Raw genomic sequence first — 16168 nt, 5'->3', positions numbered from 1 at the left:
AAAACAAACAGCGATTAATAGCTAAATTCGTATCTATACAAAATGTGCAACATTTTTACGGCAAATTTCAAAAAACTCATTTGATTTTGCTGTTATTTAGTACTATAATAATTGACCATCATCTATATTCTAAAATATCAAGGTACAACAAAACTAAATCAATAAACAAAAGTGATAAAATCTATAAAAAAAATTCTTATTGCCAATCGAGGTGAAATTGCTGTTCGAGTAATGCGAACTGCACGAGAAATGGGCATCAAAACGGTAGCCGTTTTTTCGGAAGCAGACCGAAATTTTCCGCATGTTAAATATGCTGACGAAGCCGTTTGCATTGGGCCAGCCGCATCGAAAGAATCTTATTTAAGAGGAGATAAAATTATTGATGTTGCCAAAAAACTTGGTGTTGATGCCATTCATCCTGGTTATGGTTTTTTATCAGAAAATGCTGATTTCTCCCGAAAAGTACAAGAAGCAGGCTTAATTTTTATTGGGCCATCGCCTGAGTCAATCGAAGTGATGGGTGATAAATTATCATCGAAACACGCTGTTGCCAAATACAATATACCGATGGTTCCTGGCACGCCTGATGCAATTACAGACCGAGTAGCTGCAAAGCAAAAATCTGCTGAAATTGGTTATCCTGTTTTGATTAAAGCCAGTGCAGGTGGTGGTGGAAAAGGAATGAGAGTAGTGGAAAACGAAGCCGAATTTGATGAACAAATGGACAGGGCCGTAGGCGAAGCTATTTCGTCGTTTGGTAATGGTGCTTGTTTTATCGAAAAATATATTACTAAGCCAAAACATATCGAAATACAAATAATGGGTGATAAACACGGAAACGTGGTACATTTTTTTGAGCGAGAATGTTCGATTCAACGTCGTCACCAAAAAGTTGTAGAAGAAGCTCCGTCGGCAGTTCTTACGCCAGAAATTAGAGAAGAAATGGGAAAATGTGCTGTTTTGGTGGCAAAAGCTTGTAATTATTATGGTGCAGGAACAGTTGAGTTTATTGTTGACGAAGATTTGAACTTCTATTTCTTAGAAATGAACACTCGTTTGCAAGTTGAACATCCTGTAACTGAAATGATTACAGGCATCGACTTAGTAAAAGAAATGATTTACGTAGCCGAAGGGCGTGAATTGAGTATCAAACAAGAAGATTTGAAGATTAACGGTCACGCCATCGAGGTAAGGGTCTGTGCCGAAGACCCTGCCAATAATTTCTTGCCTGATGTGGGTGTTTTACAAAGTTATGTTCGTCCACAAGGCAATGGAGTGCGAGTAGATGATGGCATAGAAGAAGGCATGGAGATTCCGATTCACTATGACCCAATGATTGCGAAGCTAATTGCCTACGGAAAAGACCGAACCGAAGCGATTGAAAAAATGATTCGTGCCATTGATGAATTTAAGATAACGGGCGTAGCAACAACGCTACCATTCTGTAAATTTGCTCTTCAACATGAAGCATTTGTGAGTGGCAAATTTGATACTCGCTTCGTAGGTTTATACTTTACTCCAGAAGTTTTGCAGCAAGAAACACCAACTGTTGAATTTGAAATTGCAGCAGTTTTGGCAAGTGAATTGTTTAAAAAGAAACAAAATAATAGTTTATCTTCAAGCACGCCAGCCACTGCACAAACCAGTCAATGGCGTAGAAATCGGGTTGTTTTAAGAGGATAATATAAATATATTGATTCAAAAAAGGTCTGAAGCATTATTGTTTCAGACCTTTTTTATTGAATCGTTTTTTATTTTTCGTCTCAATTATCTATCTTTCAATAAATTTCATTGTTTAAAAACTCATTTTATTTATTCAATAATCTTATCCATGAAATATTTTTTCTTAGTCTTTTTCTTATTTGTACTGCAAGAAAATAGTTTTTCTCAAGAAAATATTGATTTTGAACGAACAAAAGATTTCCCAAAAACCATCGAAAAAGTAAGGGATATTCCCAAAAAAGAAAACATTTGGGCTTTTATCATGGCAGGACAGTCGAATATGGCGGGTAGAGGTCAAGTTGAGCCTTCTGATACCATTCCAAATAATCGTATTTTAACGATTAATCCGCTTGGAGAAATCGTTTACGCCAAAGAACCTTTACATCTCTATGAGCCTACTCGTACAGGGCTTGATTGTGGAATGGCTTTTAGCAAGATTTTACTAGAAAATATCCCGAAAAATATCTCTATCCTTATCATTCCAACAGCAATTGGCGGTAGTTCGATTACTCAATGGCTCGGAGATTCATTATATCGGGAAGTTAAATTATTATCAAATTTTAAAGAAAAAGCAGCAATTGCCCAAAAATATGGTATAATCAAAGGTATTTTATGGCATCAAGGAGAAAGCGATGCGATTGCTTCAAGAATACCAAATCATGACAAAAACTTAGTCGATTTATTCAGCAATTTCAGAAAAATCACTGGGAATCTAACTTTGCCAATAATGATTGGAGAGCTTGGTTCTTACTCAAAAACGAATGAAGATTGGCAGAAAATCAATCAAAAACTAAAAGAATACACCTCTATTGACCAACATTCGGCAATTATCCAAACGCAAGATTTTAAGCATAAAGGCGATGATATTCATTTTAATTCGGAAGGACAAAGGATGATGGGTGAACGATTTGCTTTAACATTTTTACAAAAGTTTAATAAATAAAAAACCATTACCGAAATGAATCAGTAATGGTTTTTAAGTATCAAACAAAAATCTTACTTCCCAGTTGGCGTTGCTTGTTTCTGCATTTGTTGACGTTCATAGAAATTGATATAATCTTCTAATTTATCAACAGGGATTCGTCGAGCAATAATTTTTTTGTCTTTATCCAAAATATAATTAGTTGGCGTAGAATACACATCAAAGTTATTTCGGAAATAATACTTATTCTTCGAGTCCCAAAGATTGAGCAATGACTGCATTTTATAAGTATGTACAAAATTGTTCATCTTTTTGATATCATAAGCCACACTCACATTATAAATAGTTACTTTCGCTTTATTTGCGGTGTAAAACTCCATTAATTTCGGAGCTGATTCCTTACAATGTCCGCAATCTGGGTCATAAAAATGAACAATTGTATATTTGCTTTTACTTTGCAATGGCGAATGTTCACGTCCAAGCGAATCCGCTACAATTAAGGAAGGAAACACAAAGCCAGTTTGTAAAGGTTTTAAAACACTTACTCTTTCTTTGAATTTCGCTCTTTGAGTTGAATCGAGCCAATCGGCATCTTTCAAGTAATAATTTTCGGCTAAATGAATAAATACGCCGTCAAGACCGACGATTTCGCTGTTTTCATATTTATTTGTGACCCACCATAGAGCAAAACGATAAACTTCTTGGTTAGTCTTCGTCAATTTTAGCACACGGTCGGCATCACGATTTACGGAGTCGGTTGTTTGATAAACTAAATCTTTGAAATAACGCTCCATTCGGCTATGTATAAAAGGCGAACGTAACAATCTGTCATCAGTAAAATCAATATTATCGAAAAAATGGCCTTTATAATAATTAAATAAATATGTTGAATCAGGACGCCCATTAGCTTTTTTTGGCAATTCGGTAGGCAATTCGGGTTCAATATTAGCTTTTATCACCTTTGATGCAAACGAACCATCATTCGTTTTTACCAGATTTTTCATGTAAGCTTCCACTTCTTTCTGAATGCCTTCTAGTTTTTTTCGATTTGCTTCTTTTGTTGCAGCATCAATATTTCCTTTCGACATTAAGTTCAAAACCTCAGCTTCTTTGCTTTTATCTTGCAAAAACTTACGATAACCGAATAAAATTTCGTTTTCCTTTGAGCCTTTAAATTTTACGGTTCCTACAAAGTCAACGGTATCACCTTCTATTTCCATAAATTGTTCTTTACCATTGATTGCAAAATCATAATATTTTGATGGTGAAAGAACAATCAAATAAATTCCTCCTTTCAATGGTTCTTTGCCTTGGAAGGCCAATTCTCCGTTTTCAACTTTTGCCGAATCAACTTTAATATATTGATTATAACCAAAAAAATGGGCTAAATGACAGGTTTTTCCTTCGGTCACGCCTCTCATTCTTACTTTTATAGAATGTCCAATTTCTTGGGCAAATATATTAGCAGAAAAAATAAGAGAGAAAATCAGTAAAAAACTTTTTTGGTAGTTAATACGCATATTTTTACAGGTTTTATTCATTTTATATTATTTTACAAAGATAATTGCTTAAATGAGTGATTGTTGTTAAAGACTTGTTAATTTGGTCGATTAGTAAATGAGAGGGTTAAAATTTTTCTAAAAACTAACGAAATCTAATGTTTTTTATTGTTTCTAAATTTCTGACTTTCATTCTGATGCCAATTGGTATTTTGTGTACATTATTGATATATGCCATTTGTATAAAAAATCGTACCAAATCGAAAAAAATCGTCTTTTTGGCGTTTATTTTTTTGTACTCGTTTGCAAACCCTTTTCTCGTAAACGAGATTTTCCTTTGGTGGGAAATTCCTCCAACAGCAATTTCAAGCTTAAAACCACATGATATTGGCATTGTTTTGACTGGTGGAACAACCAACAACGATAAATTACCGAACGAAAATATCTATTTAGGCATTTCAAGCGACCGAATTTGGCAAGCGGTAGATTTGTACAAAAAAGGCAAAATCAAGAAAATTTTAATAAGCGGTGGTGATATTCCAATTTTAGGGCAGACCCAGAAAAAAGAAATTGAAGAGATAGCTAAATACCTGATTATCAGTGGAATACCCAAAAATAAGATTTTTCTAGAAACGCACGCCATGAACACAAGGGAAAATGCACTCAATTGCTCCAAAATTTTAAAGAAGCAATTTAGTCATCAAAAATACTTGTTAATTACATCGGGTTATCATTTGAGAAGAGCTTCTAAATGCTTTGAAAAAGTAGGTATTTCGGTAACTCCCTATGGAGCAAACTATCTTTCACACGAGCGAAAGTTTTACTTTTTTTACTTATTACCGAGGGAAGATAATTTTGCTTTTTCTCAGTTATTATACAGAGAAATAATTGGTTATTGGAGCTACAAACTAATGGGATGGGTATAAAAAATTACGATTTACGCGTTACAATTACGAGATATTAGCATCATTCGTAAATCGTACTTCGTAAATCGTAAATATAAATTACATACTCAAAATATGCACCATTCTTAATAAATCATCGTGAATTGGCTTTGGTTTTTTGATTGTATCAATAAATGGCGTATAAACCATTTCATTATTTACTACACCAGCCATTACATTTTTATATCCTTTGATAAGGCCTTCAACTGCTCCAAGACCTAAACGGCTTGCCAAAATACGGTCATAAGCGGTTGGTGTTCCACCACGTTGTATATGACCGAGGGTTGTCACACGAATATCTAATTTATCGGCAACTTGGTTTTTTATCTTTTCGGCGATATCTGTTGCGTGTCCTTCTTCGTCACCTTCGGCAACAACTACGATTGAAGAAGATTTTGAACGAGACCAACCATCTTTAAGTGTACTTACAACTTTTTTGAGTGGCGTATGGGTTTCTGGAACCATCACGATTTCAGCACCACCACCGATACCTGATTGAATGGCAATATATCCAGAGTCACGACCCATTACTTCGATGAAAAACACACGGTCATGCGAATCGGCCGTATCTCTAATTTTATCAATTGCTTCGAGAGCTGTATTTACGGCCGTATCAAATCCGATTGTATAATCAGTACCGTAAAGGTCATTATCAATTGTACCAGGACAACCTACTGTTGGAATTTCATATTCATTAAAAAATACTTCTGCTCCCGTGAAAGTACCGTTACCACCAATGGCTACCAATCCTTCGATACCTGCGTTCATAAGGTTTTCGTAGGCTTTTTTTCTACCTTCAGGAGTCATAAACTCTTTACTTCTCGCCGATTTCAACATCGTACCACCTCGCTGCACTATATTACTCACTGACTGAGAATTCATCGGAAATATATCTCCCGAAATCATTCCATTGTAGCCTCTTCTTATTCCATAAACTTCTAAACCATGATAGATTGCACCTCTAACTGCTGCTCTAATACAAGCATTCATGCCAGGGGCATCTCCACCAGAAGTAAAAACTGCTATTCGTTTCATCTTAATATTTTCTTAATTTTGCTTAGTATTTTAGTCGAACACTTTTCTCAATCAACTGATACTGCTTAGGCACAAAAGTAATTAGTTTTCTTTATTTCTCCCAAACTTTCATTATTAATCATTGATAATATTGTTCTGTAAAATTCCATTTTGCCAAAATTATATTCTTTTATATGATTTTTTTTAGAATCTTTTGCATATTGTTGTTTTGTGGCATATTAGAATCGTTTAAAAATAAAGATTAAATAATTTCAATTTTTGTTCAATCCATTCAATCAATAATATTTCAAAAATCGACGCTTAACTGTTATCAATCATTATTGAATATTAAGTTAATTTTAATTTGAAAAAAAGCTTGATTCCAAATAGACCTATCAAAAACCCAATTATTTGATTCAAAAACAATAAATTTTATATTTTCTTCTCCAATTTTCTCACCATTTATAAGCTATTTTTTAAAACTAAACATTGAAACTCAAATTTCTTTTATAGATAACTTATGATTTTATTTTTTTGGCATACTATTTGAAACTACTTTTTCGGAACGATAGCCAGAATATCTCTATAACCCGTTGGGATAAATTGCTAACTCACGATTAAATTTTACAAGATGTCAGGAATAATTTTACCTTTCAAAGAACTCCGACTTAGAGCCGGTGCATTCATAGTGTTGTTTTTGAGTGTTTTAACCTCAGCTGCACAAACAGAAAATGTCGGTATCGGAACCACAAAGCCCGATAACTCAGCCTTGTTAGATTTGACATCTAATTCGAGAGGACTACTTATTCCTCGTATGACATTGGCTCAACGGGCGGGAATTAAAAATCCAGCTACCGGTCTAATTGTTTACCAACTAGACTTTTTTACGGGATTTTATTTTTTCGATGGCGTCAACTGGAAAGGTTTGTACGCTCGAAGCAACGACGGAGCGGCATTAGCGGGAGAAAACTTTAGTAGTAATAATAATAACTCTGGCAATGGTTGGAACATTGACGGTAATACAGGGTTAAATTCCGAATCAAATTTCATTGGAACATTAGATACGACTTCTTTGGTTTTTAAAGTAAATAATTATCGTTCGGGTTTAATTGATTATCGTTTTGGAAATACCTATTTTGGTTATCGAGCGGGTTATCGAAGTCAAGGATTAAATTCGATTGCAATTGGTGCGTATGCTCTTTATGACACAAATTATGGTTTGAACAATATTGCGATTGGTTATCAGTCATTACTTAGTAATAAAACTGGTAGTGATAATATCGCATTAGGTGCTAATTCGTTGATTAATAATACCACTGGTTCGCAAAATATCAGTATCGGAACACAAGCAGGGCAACGCTCAACAGGTGACGGGAATATTTTTATTGGGCATAATGCAGGTATTAACGAGATCGGAAGTAATAGGTTATACATTGAAAATGGCTTTCGGAATATACCTCTTATTTATGGAGATTTTGAAAATGCAAGGGTTGGTATTAACACAAAACAACCTGAAAGTGCCTTGTCGATTGATAGTAAAGTAGCAAATATAAGTGGTTTGGAATTTAAGCAATTGACCAGCAATTCAAGTGCTGTGCATTCAAACCTAAAAGTACTTTCTTTGAATGATAAAGGCCAAGTAATATTAGTAAGAGATTCAGTTGGCGTAACCCCGCCCGTTATTCCAAATTATTGGACGCTAAAAGGAAGTGCCATCGATAATAATAATGCAGGCGATGTAATTGTGAGTAATTTACGTTTTAAAAGTCTGCGAACCATTTCTCCAGCAATTAAGTCAAATGGAAAAGTGTTGACTGTTGATGACGATGGTTTAATTGTTCTAGCGAAAGATTCAACTGGCAACAATTCAACAAATTATTGGAAACTTAGTGGAAACAATATTTCAAACAGTAATACTGGGAAATTAATCGTTAATGGTTCTTTACAATTCAATGATATTAAAGCTGCTAATAAGGCTTTTAGACCTTACGGTAAGGTCTTAACAGTTGATGATTCAGGAAATCTGATTTTAGTAAGAGACTCGGTTGCAAGTTCAATTCCAACCTCTCCTTGGAATATCAATGGTAACAATATTGCCAATAGCAATTTAGGTGCTGTATTCATTAACAATGAACTTATACTATCTAAATTCAGCATTAATAATTCGACAAGTGTTACTGCACAAAAATTCTTAACAGTTGATAATGCAGGAAATGTCATTATGGCTAACTCCCCTAGTCCTCCAGTTTCAGGTCCTTCTCAATGGAGTACTGATGGAAGTAACATAGGTAACAATAATTCGGGAGGAGTTTATATAAACAATGGCCTTTGGACAAAAAATGGTCTTCGTTTGCAATCAGGAATTTTAGAACTCAGTGGTTCAGTTGATAACAAAAGCGGCATTCAATTTTCACAATTAAAAGCAGCAAGTACAGCAGGAAGAGCCTATGGAAAAGTACTTTCGGTTGACGATTTTGGAAATGTAATTTTAGTGAAAGATTCAGTCGGAGTATCCACTACCACTTCAATTTCTAGCCCTTGGACAATCAGTGGCAATGACATTGTTAACTCTAATATTGGCAAAGTGTATATCAATAATGGTTTATCTTCAAAAGGTGGACTTACCGTCGAATCAGGCAATTTAGTAACTAATGGTTCTGTTACAAACCGAAGTGGTTTAGTTTTGAATCAATTAAAATTATCTTTTCCAGCATCAAGACCGTCAGGTAAAGTGCTTTCGGTTGATGAAAACGGTAATGTGATTTTAGTAAGAGACTCCGTAACGACAGGTAGTATTACTGGAGTTTCATCATGGAATATCAGCGGCAATAATATCGCTAATAATAACTCAGGAACTGTCTTTATCAATAGTAATCTGACATTATCAAGACTTAGCAGTAATAATACACCAACTGTTACTAGTCAAAAAGTACTTTCGGTTGATGCCAATGGAAATGTAATTTTGGTTAATACTCCTTCAATTACTCCTTCTGGCATTGAGCTTTGGCGAGTTAACACCAAAGGAGAAGTAACAAATACCAATACAGGCGGAATATTTATCACGAGTAGCCAAGATGGCAAAAGTGGCTTACAATTGCTTAACCTTCGAGCGGCATCAGCAGCAGGTAACAGCTACGGAAAAGTACTTTCGGTTGACGATTTTGGAAATGTAATTTTAGTGAATGATGCCGTTGGTTCAGGAGGTGGCGGTTCTTCAAGTAATGGATGGACTATCGTTGATGGTCGCCTTCATAACTCAAACAACGGAAAAGTTGTCATTGGCACAGGAATTAGCTCTTTTCCTGATGGATACCAACTTTTTGTAAAAGGCGGTATATTAACTGAAAGAGTAAGAGTTGCAGTTGCTAATTCTGACCGTTGGGCCGACTATGTATTCAAAAAAGGATACCGATTAAGGTCACTACATGAGGTTGAAAAATTTATCAATCATTACCATCATTTGCCGAATGTACCATCTGCAAAAGAAATGGCTAAAGATGGCTTAGATGTGATGGAAACAAGTGCAAAATTGATGGAAAAAATAGAAGAACTTACACTCTATCTAATCAAAGCTAACAAACAAATTGAGGCCTTAGAAAGAAAAGTTGATAATCTTGAAAAAACACAAAAATAGTTCATTTTTCAAATACTATAAACTTAGAGTTGATTGCAATAATTTACTTTAAATTTATCACAAAATTGCCAATTTATTTAAAATATTTATAAAAAATAGGCTAAATAAATAATAACATGGCACAATGATTGCAATGCTATTTATAAAAATAATGCAATATCAATAATAAGAATATAATATTGATTTTTATGGGTTAGGGTTTATTTTAAACGCCACTGCACAAGATTGCGGTGGCGTTTTTGTTTTATTTTAAATCTGCTCTATCTTTACGATTCAATATTTTATTTGAATCAATGCAAAAATCAAAACCTGTTTCTTACTCTCGTACAACGATTACCGAATTGATGATTCCTTCTTATGCCAATTTTGGCGGGAAAATACATGGTGGAATATTGCTTTCTCTCATGGATAAAGTTGCCTATGCTTGTGCTTCAAAGCACGCTGGAGCATACGTTGTAACGGTTTCTGTTGATGGCGTAAATTTTTTACAGCCAATTGAGGTTGGAGAATTGCTTTCACTGCATGCGTCGGTCAATTACGTGGGGCGTAGTTCAATGGTTATTGGTATTAGAGTAGTTACCGAAAATGTAAAAACTGGCGAACAAAAGCACACAAATACTTCCTATTTTACTATGGTTGCCAAAGACGATAATGGAAAACCAACGGAAGTACCGATGCTTATTCTGGAAGATAAAAATGACGTTCGTAGATGCCTAGAAGCCATTAAAAGAAAGCAACTAAAAGAAGCCTATAAAGATGATTTTGATAATGAAAAATCTTTGCTGCACCTCAATGGCGAAATTCATCTACTTAATAATGAACGAGTTATCCAAAATATTACTCAATAATTTTTGCCATTATAAATTTATCTTTGTGAAAAAAATACTTTTTCTCGCGTTCACTTTATTGCTGAATCTCCCAATTTCAGCTCAAAACATTGACATTGATATTCTCAAAAATATTAATCAAAATCGAAACCAAAAACTTGATAAAACTTTTGAAAATTTCAGTAAATCAACCTACCCAATCAGTTTGGCTACACCAATTGGATTATTCGGAATTGGGTTAGTAAAAAAAGACAAAAATCTACAACGACAAGGATTAACTTCTTTGGCTTCGCTGACAGTTTCGATGGGAACAACTTATCTATTAAAGAAAATCGTTAATCGAGAAAGACCCGCCATTACTTATTCTTTTATTCAAACATCAATCATAGAAAAAGACCCATCATTTCCTTCTGGACACACAACGGCTGCATTTTCTACTGCAACTTCCTTGAGTTTAGCCTTCAAAAAATGGTATGTAGTTGTGCCTTCTTATGCGTGGGCCAGCACAGTTGCATACTCTCGTTTGCATTTAGGTGTTCATTATCCAAGCGATATTTTGGCTGGAGCAGCCATTGGAGCGGGTTCGGCATGGTTGAGTTATAAAGCTAATCGTTGGTTGCAAAGAAAAAAATAAACCTTTCTAATTTTTTTTGGTTGTTTACGATATACGTTATACTAAAAAATCAATCAAAATAAATCATTGAAAAAAAATTGTATTGTTATCGGTGCAGGAATTTCGGGTTTAGTAGCAGCCCACGAATTAATAAAAAATGACTGGAAAGTTACCGTTTTGGATAAAGGAAAAGGTGTGGGTGGCCGAATGGCAACTCGCCGAGCTGGTGAAGCACGTTTCGACCATGGAGCTCAATATTTTTCCACCAAAACACCTGATTTTCGGGATTTTACCCAAACCATAATCAATGCCAATGTTGCAAAAGAATGGCATTTGGAAGCAGGTGATAAAGCATTTTCCCACCCAAGAATGATTGGTATTAATGGAATGAGTAGTATTCCGAAGTTTTTGGCAGAAGGGTTATCAATCAAAACAAACGAAAAAGTAATTAGTATTTCGGATACCGAAAATGGCTGCCAAGTCGAAACAGAGTCTGGAAATTTTTATCAAGCAAATGCATTAATTATCACGATTCCTGCTCCACAAGTATTGGAATTACTCGAAAAAAGTACTATTTCTTGCTCAAAATCTACCTTAGAAATTTTGCAAAATATTCAATATCACCCTTGTATTGCTGTTATGGCAACTTTAAACCAAAAAACTAATTTACCGAAACCAGGTGGATTGAGTTTTGAAACGGGTAATATTTCTTGGATAGCAGATAATTTTCAAAAAGGTATTTCTCCAATATTTTCTGCTACTATTCATGCGAATCCAGCATTCAGCATAACTCATTTTGATGATGATTTGAATTTAATCGGAAAACAATTACTTGAGGAAATGAAAGAATGGATTCCCGCCGATTCGATTGAAGGTTTCCAAGTGCATCGCTGGCGATATAGCTTGGCTTTTGAGAGAAATCCAAATGAATTTTTAATAGCAGACTCCATTTCTTTTCCTACCATTTTTGCAGGTGATGGCTTTGGTATTGGAAGTATTGAAGGTGCTTACATTTCAGGAAAAAATGCAGCACATAAATTATTGGCGTAAATAAAAAGATTCAACCAATATTTCTACAAAACCTGCTGAAATCAGACAATAAATTTATAAGCCAAGCCTATTTTAAGAAATCAATTTATTATATTTGATTAAATTCTTAATTCTTGAGCCATGTCTAATAGATTTCTCCTTCTGTTATTGCTCTTGTTTTCAGGGCAAAGTTACGCCAATGCCCTCTTGATTCCGATGGATGATAGCCAAACTAATCATCTTAAAGCGTACGGAATTGCGTATTTCACCCTAAAAAACAATACTGAAATTGACTGGCTTTTAAACTACCGTGGTGGAAGTTTTTTGATAAATTATTCGCCAAATATTCATAAAGAATGCCTAGTTCGAGGTGTTTCTTTTGAGATAGTTTCAGATGCAGATGTGCAAAACCTGCGGCAGGAAATTGCAAATCCTGATGTAAATATGGAAATCATGCGACTTCATAAAGCTGCTCGAATTGCTGTTTATTCTCCTTCCAAAATAAGTTTATCATCATTTGAAGATACAGACGCGGTACTTTTGGTTTTAAAATATGCCGAAATTCCGTTTGATGTTGTTTATGATGAGGAAATTATACGAGGCGATTTGAACAAATATGATTGGTTGCATCTACACCATGAGGATTTTACGGGGCAATTTGGTCGAAATATGCGTAGAATGAGTTACAAAGACATGAAAGCTCAAGAAGAAATTGCTCAACGATTGAAATATAATAAAATTTCAAGCCTTAAACTCGACGTTGCGAAAACAATCAAAGCCTATTGCATGGGTGGTGGTTTTTTATTTGCGATGTGTTCGGGTGCAGAAACCCTTGATATTGCACTTTCGGCTGATGGAATTGATATTGTCAGTAGTCGTTTCGATGGGGATAATGTCGATGTCGATGCACAATCAAAATTGAATTTTAACAAGACCTTTGCCTTTGAAAATTTCACTTTATTTCTCAACGATGGCGACGGTTACGGCTATAATTCGATGTCGTTTTCAGATATTAATGTTTCCTCTGGTAGGTTCGACGAAGAAATAAATAGTTACTTTAATTTATTTGATTTTTCGGCAAAATGGGATTTTATTCCTGCAATGTTGGTACAAAACCATGAACACTTAATTAGAGAATTTATGGGCCAAACTACTGCATTTAATAAAAATACGGTAAAATCAAGCGTTTTGGTAATGGGTGAAAGTAAAGAATCAAATCGTTATATGTATGGCGAATTAGGGCTTGGTCAATGGGTATTTTATGGTGGCCATGACCCCGAAGGTCGCCGAGGTTTCCATCGCACTCCTACTGATTTAAATCTATTTCCCCATTCGCCTGGCTATCGACTTATTTTGAACAATGTTTTATTTCCTTCGGCCAAAAAGAAAAAAAGAAAAACTTAACCTTGAAAGTTACTCATTTGTAAATCCAATAATTTCATCCCAAATACTTCTTAAAACAGGAATTCCATTTAAAAGATTTTTATTTCTTGTATTTAAAACTCGCTCACCAGGAAAAGTTATTTGTGTCGATTCATTAATCGGATTTGATTGATGATAATCATTAATAATATTTTCGATAGCTCCCGAAATAGCTGAATAATTACCTAATTTTGACATATCAATGGCAATAAAGACCTGAGAAACTCGGTATTCAGCTTCTTCTTTGCTTATTTCATGCGTCGAAAGTCCTCCAGATAAAATAACTGCTAAAATATCAAGCAATAATGAAAGTCCAGCCCCTTTCCAATAACCAACTGGCATAGAACGACGAGATTCCAAAATAGCTTTTGGGTCGTTTGACAAATGACCATCTCTATCATAACCGCCCACAACTGATAATTTCTCACCTTTTAAAGCGGCCATTTCCATTGCTCCAAATGAAAATTGTGACATAGCCATATCCAAAACGATCGCTTCATTTTGGAAAGGAAGAGCTAAAACCAAAGGATTATTGCCCAATTTTGCATCAGTAGCTCCCCAAGTTGGCATATTAATCATTGTATTTGTCCAACCGATAAACACAAAACCTGCTTTTGCGGCCTGCCAACCGTAAGTTCCTCCTCGCATCCAGTGGTTTGTGTTCGACATTCCAACACAGCCAATTCCATGTTTATTTGCCAATTTCATAGCGGTTTCGGTGGCATGAATGGCATTTAAAGGGCCTGGTCCAATATTTCCATTCCATTGTTCAATTCCTCCAAACTTAGAAACCAAGCTTGGTTCGGCATCGATTTTTACAAACCCACTTTTGATGTATTTTATAAATCTTGGAAATCTATTTACGCCGTGCGTGTAAATGCCATCAAGGCTATTAGTTGTAAAAATATCTGCACATATTTTTGCTTTTTCTTCATTCAATCCATTGCTCAATAAAATTCGCTCAAATGTACTTTGCATTTCTGTTTTCGAGACAATAACCATGCTGTTTCCGTTTGTCATATTTGAATTTTGATAGAATTTGCTTAAAAAATGTCTTCACAAGATAAATAAAAATCAGAAACTTCCCTTTAAAAACATTATTTTCTTCTAAAACAGCCAAATAGTTTTGTTTAACTTTTTACTTATTTTTTTAAACAAAAAAAATAATATTCATGACAAACAATGAATAAAAAGCAATGTCATAAAAAGCAATATCATAAAAAACATTTACACATAAAATATTTATAATCAATTGTTTATAAAATATTTTACTCTCAAGCAAATCCAATATTTGTTTAATACCGTTAATTACGTCAACAAACAACAATCGTAAAAACCAAATAATTTTCAACAAAACGATGCGGCGTTCCGCAACATAAAACAATGAAAAAAATAGCATTAGTATTCGTTTCAGCACTTATTTCAGTTAGTACATTTGCACAAATGGAAAAAACGGTAATGGTTGGTGGGGCAGCCATGTATCCCTCAAAAAACATCGTTGAAAATGCAGTCAATTCAAAAGACCATACTACTTTGGTTGCAGCCGTACAAGCAGCAGGTTTGGTAGAAACGCTTCAAAGTGCGGGGCCATTTACGGTGTTTGCTCCAACCAATGCCGCTTTTGGAAAACTACCAGCAGGAACTGTAGAGACTTTGGTTAAACCAGCTAATAAAGCAACTTTAACGTCAATTTTAACTTATCATGTTGTCGCTGGAAAACTAAATGCTTCCGACATCTTGGCAAAAATCAAAGAGGGAAAAGGAAGTGCAACTTTGACGACAGTTCAGGGCGGCACTTTGAAAGTTTCGTTGAAGGGAAAAAATGTAGTATTAACTGACGAAAAAGGAGGAATGTCGACCGTAACCATTGCTGACGTAAACCAAAGCAACGGCGTTATTCATGTAATTGATACCGTAGTTTTACCTAAATAATTTTACTAAAAACCTTATAAAGAGCGAGTTATGCTAAACGCACAACTTGCTCTTTATTTATAATTAATAGATTAGGCAATAGAAACCTGTAGTAATTACGTTTAGTTTAGAGGATTATCTTTATAAATTTTGATGAAAAAAACGTCCATTATTAGCCTTATTCTTGCTTTCTTTATTAGTATTTTATCTTGTAACCAAACATCTGGTCAAATTAGCGAAGAAGAATTTTTACAACAATCTGTTTTAGATTTCGTAAATCAATACCGAAAAGAGAAGAATTTACCTCCTTTACAAATGGTTTCTATCATTTCTTCGGAAGCTTTGAGACATAGTAAAAATATTGCCGATGGCAAAGTGCCTTTTGGGCATGATGGTTTTGAAGAGCGAGCTACAAGAGTGATGAATCAGATAAAATTTTCGAATGCCATTGCTGAAAATGTGGCTTATGGTAAATTTACCGCCCAAGAAGTTGTAAACCGTTGGATTCAAAGTGCTGGACATCGTAAAAATATTGAAGGAAAATACACACTTACAGGTGTAGGCATTGTACGAAGAAAAGATGGTTATTTATTTTTTACCCAAATATTTGTCAATAAATAAATTTCTCTAG

The 16168-nt window shown here is 34.7% G+C and carries 13 protein-coding genes; 10 read left to right on the top strand and 3 right to left on the bottom strand.

What is annotated here, in order from left to right; all coding sequences use genetic code 11:
• Positions 1 to 174 precede the first annotated feature (174 nt).
• Both MJQ71_RS00580 and MJQ71_RS00575 read left to right on the top strand, forming a co-directional pair.
• Positions 175 to 1683, top strand: coding sequence for an acetyl-CoA carboxylase biotin carboxylase subunit (locus MJQ71_RS00580; RefSeq protein WP_238806389.1), 1509 nt, complete (start codon positions 175 to 177; stop codon positions 1681 to 1683).
• A 148-nt stretch (positions 1684 to 1831) separates the two neighbouring features.
• Positions 1832 to 2665 (top strand): sialate O-acetylesterase, encoded by an 834-nt coding sequence (locus tag MJQ71_RS00575; protein ID WP_238803772.1) that lies wholly within the window; start codon positions 1832 to 1834, stop codon positions 2663 to 2665.
• A 53-nt stretch (positions 2666 to 2718) separates the two neighbouring features.
• Here the strand turns inward: MJQ71_RS00575 and MJQ71_RS00570 are convergent, their stop codons facing one another.
• Entirely contained in the window at positions 2719 to 4164 is a 1446-nt protein-coding gene (locus MJQ71_RS00570; protein WP_238803771.1) for a DUF5106 domain-containing protein, read from the bottom strand.
• A 137-nt stretch (positions 4165 to 4301) separates the two neighbouring features.
• Here MJQ71_RS00570 and MJQ71_RS00565 point away from each other — a divergent pair, with 137 nt between their 5' ends.
• A complete protein-coding gene (locus MJQ71_RS00565; RefSeq protein WP_238803770.1) occupies positions 4302 to 5069 on the top strand; it encodes a YdcF family protein in 768 nt (255 codons plus the stop codon).
• Positions 5070 to 5147: 78 nt separating this feature from the next.
• Here the strand turns inward: MJQ71_RS00565 and pfkA are convergent, their stop codons facing one another.
• Positions 5148 to 6122: a 6-phosphofructokinase gene (gene pfkA / locus MJQ71_RS00560; RefSeq protein WP_238803769.1), complete on the bottom strand. Its 975-nt coding sequence runs from the start codon at positions 6120 to 6122 to the stop codon at positions 5148 to 5150.
• Positions 6123 to 6732: 610 nt separating this feature from the next.
• Between pfkA and MJQ71_RS00555 the strand changes: the two genes are divergently transcribed.
• The 5 genes from MJQ71_RS00555 (at position 6733) to MJQ71_RS00535 (ending at position 13608) form a co-directional block, all read left to right on the top strand.
• Complete coding sequence (locus MJQ71_RS00555; RefSeq protein WP_238803768.1) at positions 6733 to 9735, top strand: phage tail-like protein; 3003 nt, start codon at positions 6733 to 6735, stop codon at positions 9733 to 9735.
• 293 nt (positions 9736 to 10028) lie between these two features.
• Positions 10029 to 10583 carry an acyl-CoA thioesterase gene (locus MJQ71_RS00550; protein ID WP_238803767.1) on the top strand — a complete coding sequence of 185 codons (555 nt, stop codon included), beginning with the start codon at positions 10029 to 10031 and terminating at the stop codon, positions 10581 to 10583.
• 25 nt (positions 10584 to 10608) lie between these two features.
• Positions 10609 to 11196 (top strand): phosphatase PAP2 family protein, encoded by a 588-nt coding sequence (locus tag MJQ71_RS00545; RefSeq protein ID WP_238803766.1) that lies wholly within the window; start codon positions 10609 to 10611, stop codon positions 11194 to 11196.
• Positions 11197 to 11262: 66 nt separating this feature from the next.
• Positions 11263 to 12225, top strand: coding sequence for an NAD(P)/FAD-dependent oxidoreductase (locus MJQ71_RS00540; RefSeq protein ID WP_238803765.1), 963 nt, complete (start codon positions 11263 to 11265; stop codon positions 12223 to 12225).
• Between the two features lie 120 nt (positions 12226 to 12345).
• On the top strand, positions 12346 to 13608 hold the full coding sequence (locus MJQ71_RS00535; RefSeq protein WP_238803764.1) for an asparagine synthetase B: 1263 nt from the start codon (positions 12346 to 12348) through the stop codon (positions 13606 to 13608).
• Between the two features lie 9 nt (positions 13609 to 13617).
• Here the strand turns inward: MJQ71_RS00535 and yiaK are convergent, their stop codons facing one another.
• A complete protein-coding gene (gene yiaK, locus MJQ71_RS00530; RefSeq protein WP_238803763.1) occupies positions 13618 to 14646 on the bottom strand; it encodes a 3-dehydro-L-gulonate 2-dehydrogenase in 1029 nt (342 codons plus the stop codon).
• Between the two features lie 363 nt (positions 14647 to 15009).
• Between yiaK and MJQ71_RS00525 the strand changes: the two genes are divergently transcribed.
• Both MJQ71_RS00525 and MJQ71_RS00520 read left to right on the top strand, forming a co-directional pair.
• The gene (locus MJQ71_RS00525) at positions 15010 to 15558 is read left to right on the top strand and encodes a fasciclin domain-containing protein (RefSeq protein ID WP_238803762.1); all 549 of its coding nucleotides are present in this window, start codon (positions 15010 to 15012) and stop codon (positions 15556 to 15558) included.
• Positions 15559 to 15690: 132 nt separating this feature from the next.
• Positions 15691 to 16158 carry a CAP domain-containing protein gene (locus tag MJQ71_RS00520; RefSeq protein WP_238803761.1) on the top strand — a complete coding sequence of 156 codons (468 nt, stop codon included), beginning with the start codon at positions 15691 to 15693 and terminating at the stop codon, positions 16156 to 16158.
• Positions 16159 to 16168 lie beyond the last annotated feature (10 nt).

Source organism: Emticicia aquatica, from assembly GCF_923079645.1.
GTDB classification, from domain to species: domain Bacteria; phylum Bacteroidota; class Bacteroidia; order Cytophagales; family Spirosomataceae; genus Emticicia; species Emticicia aquatica.
This window is presented reverse-complemented; position numbering and strand designations above follow the sequence as displayed.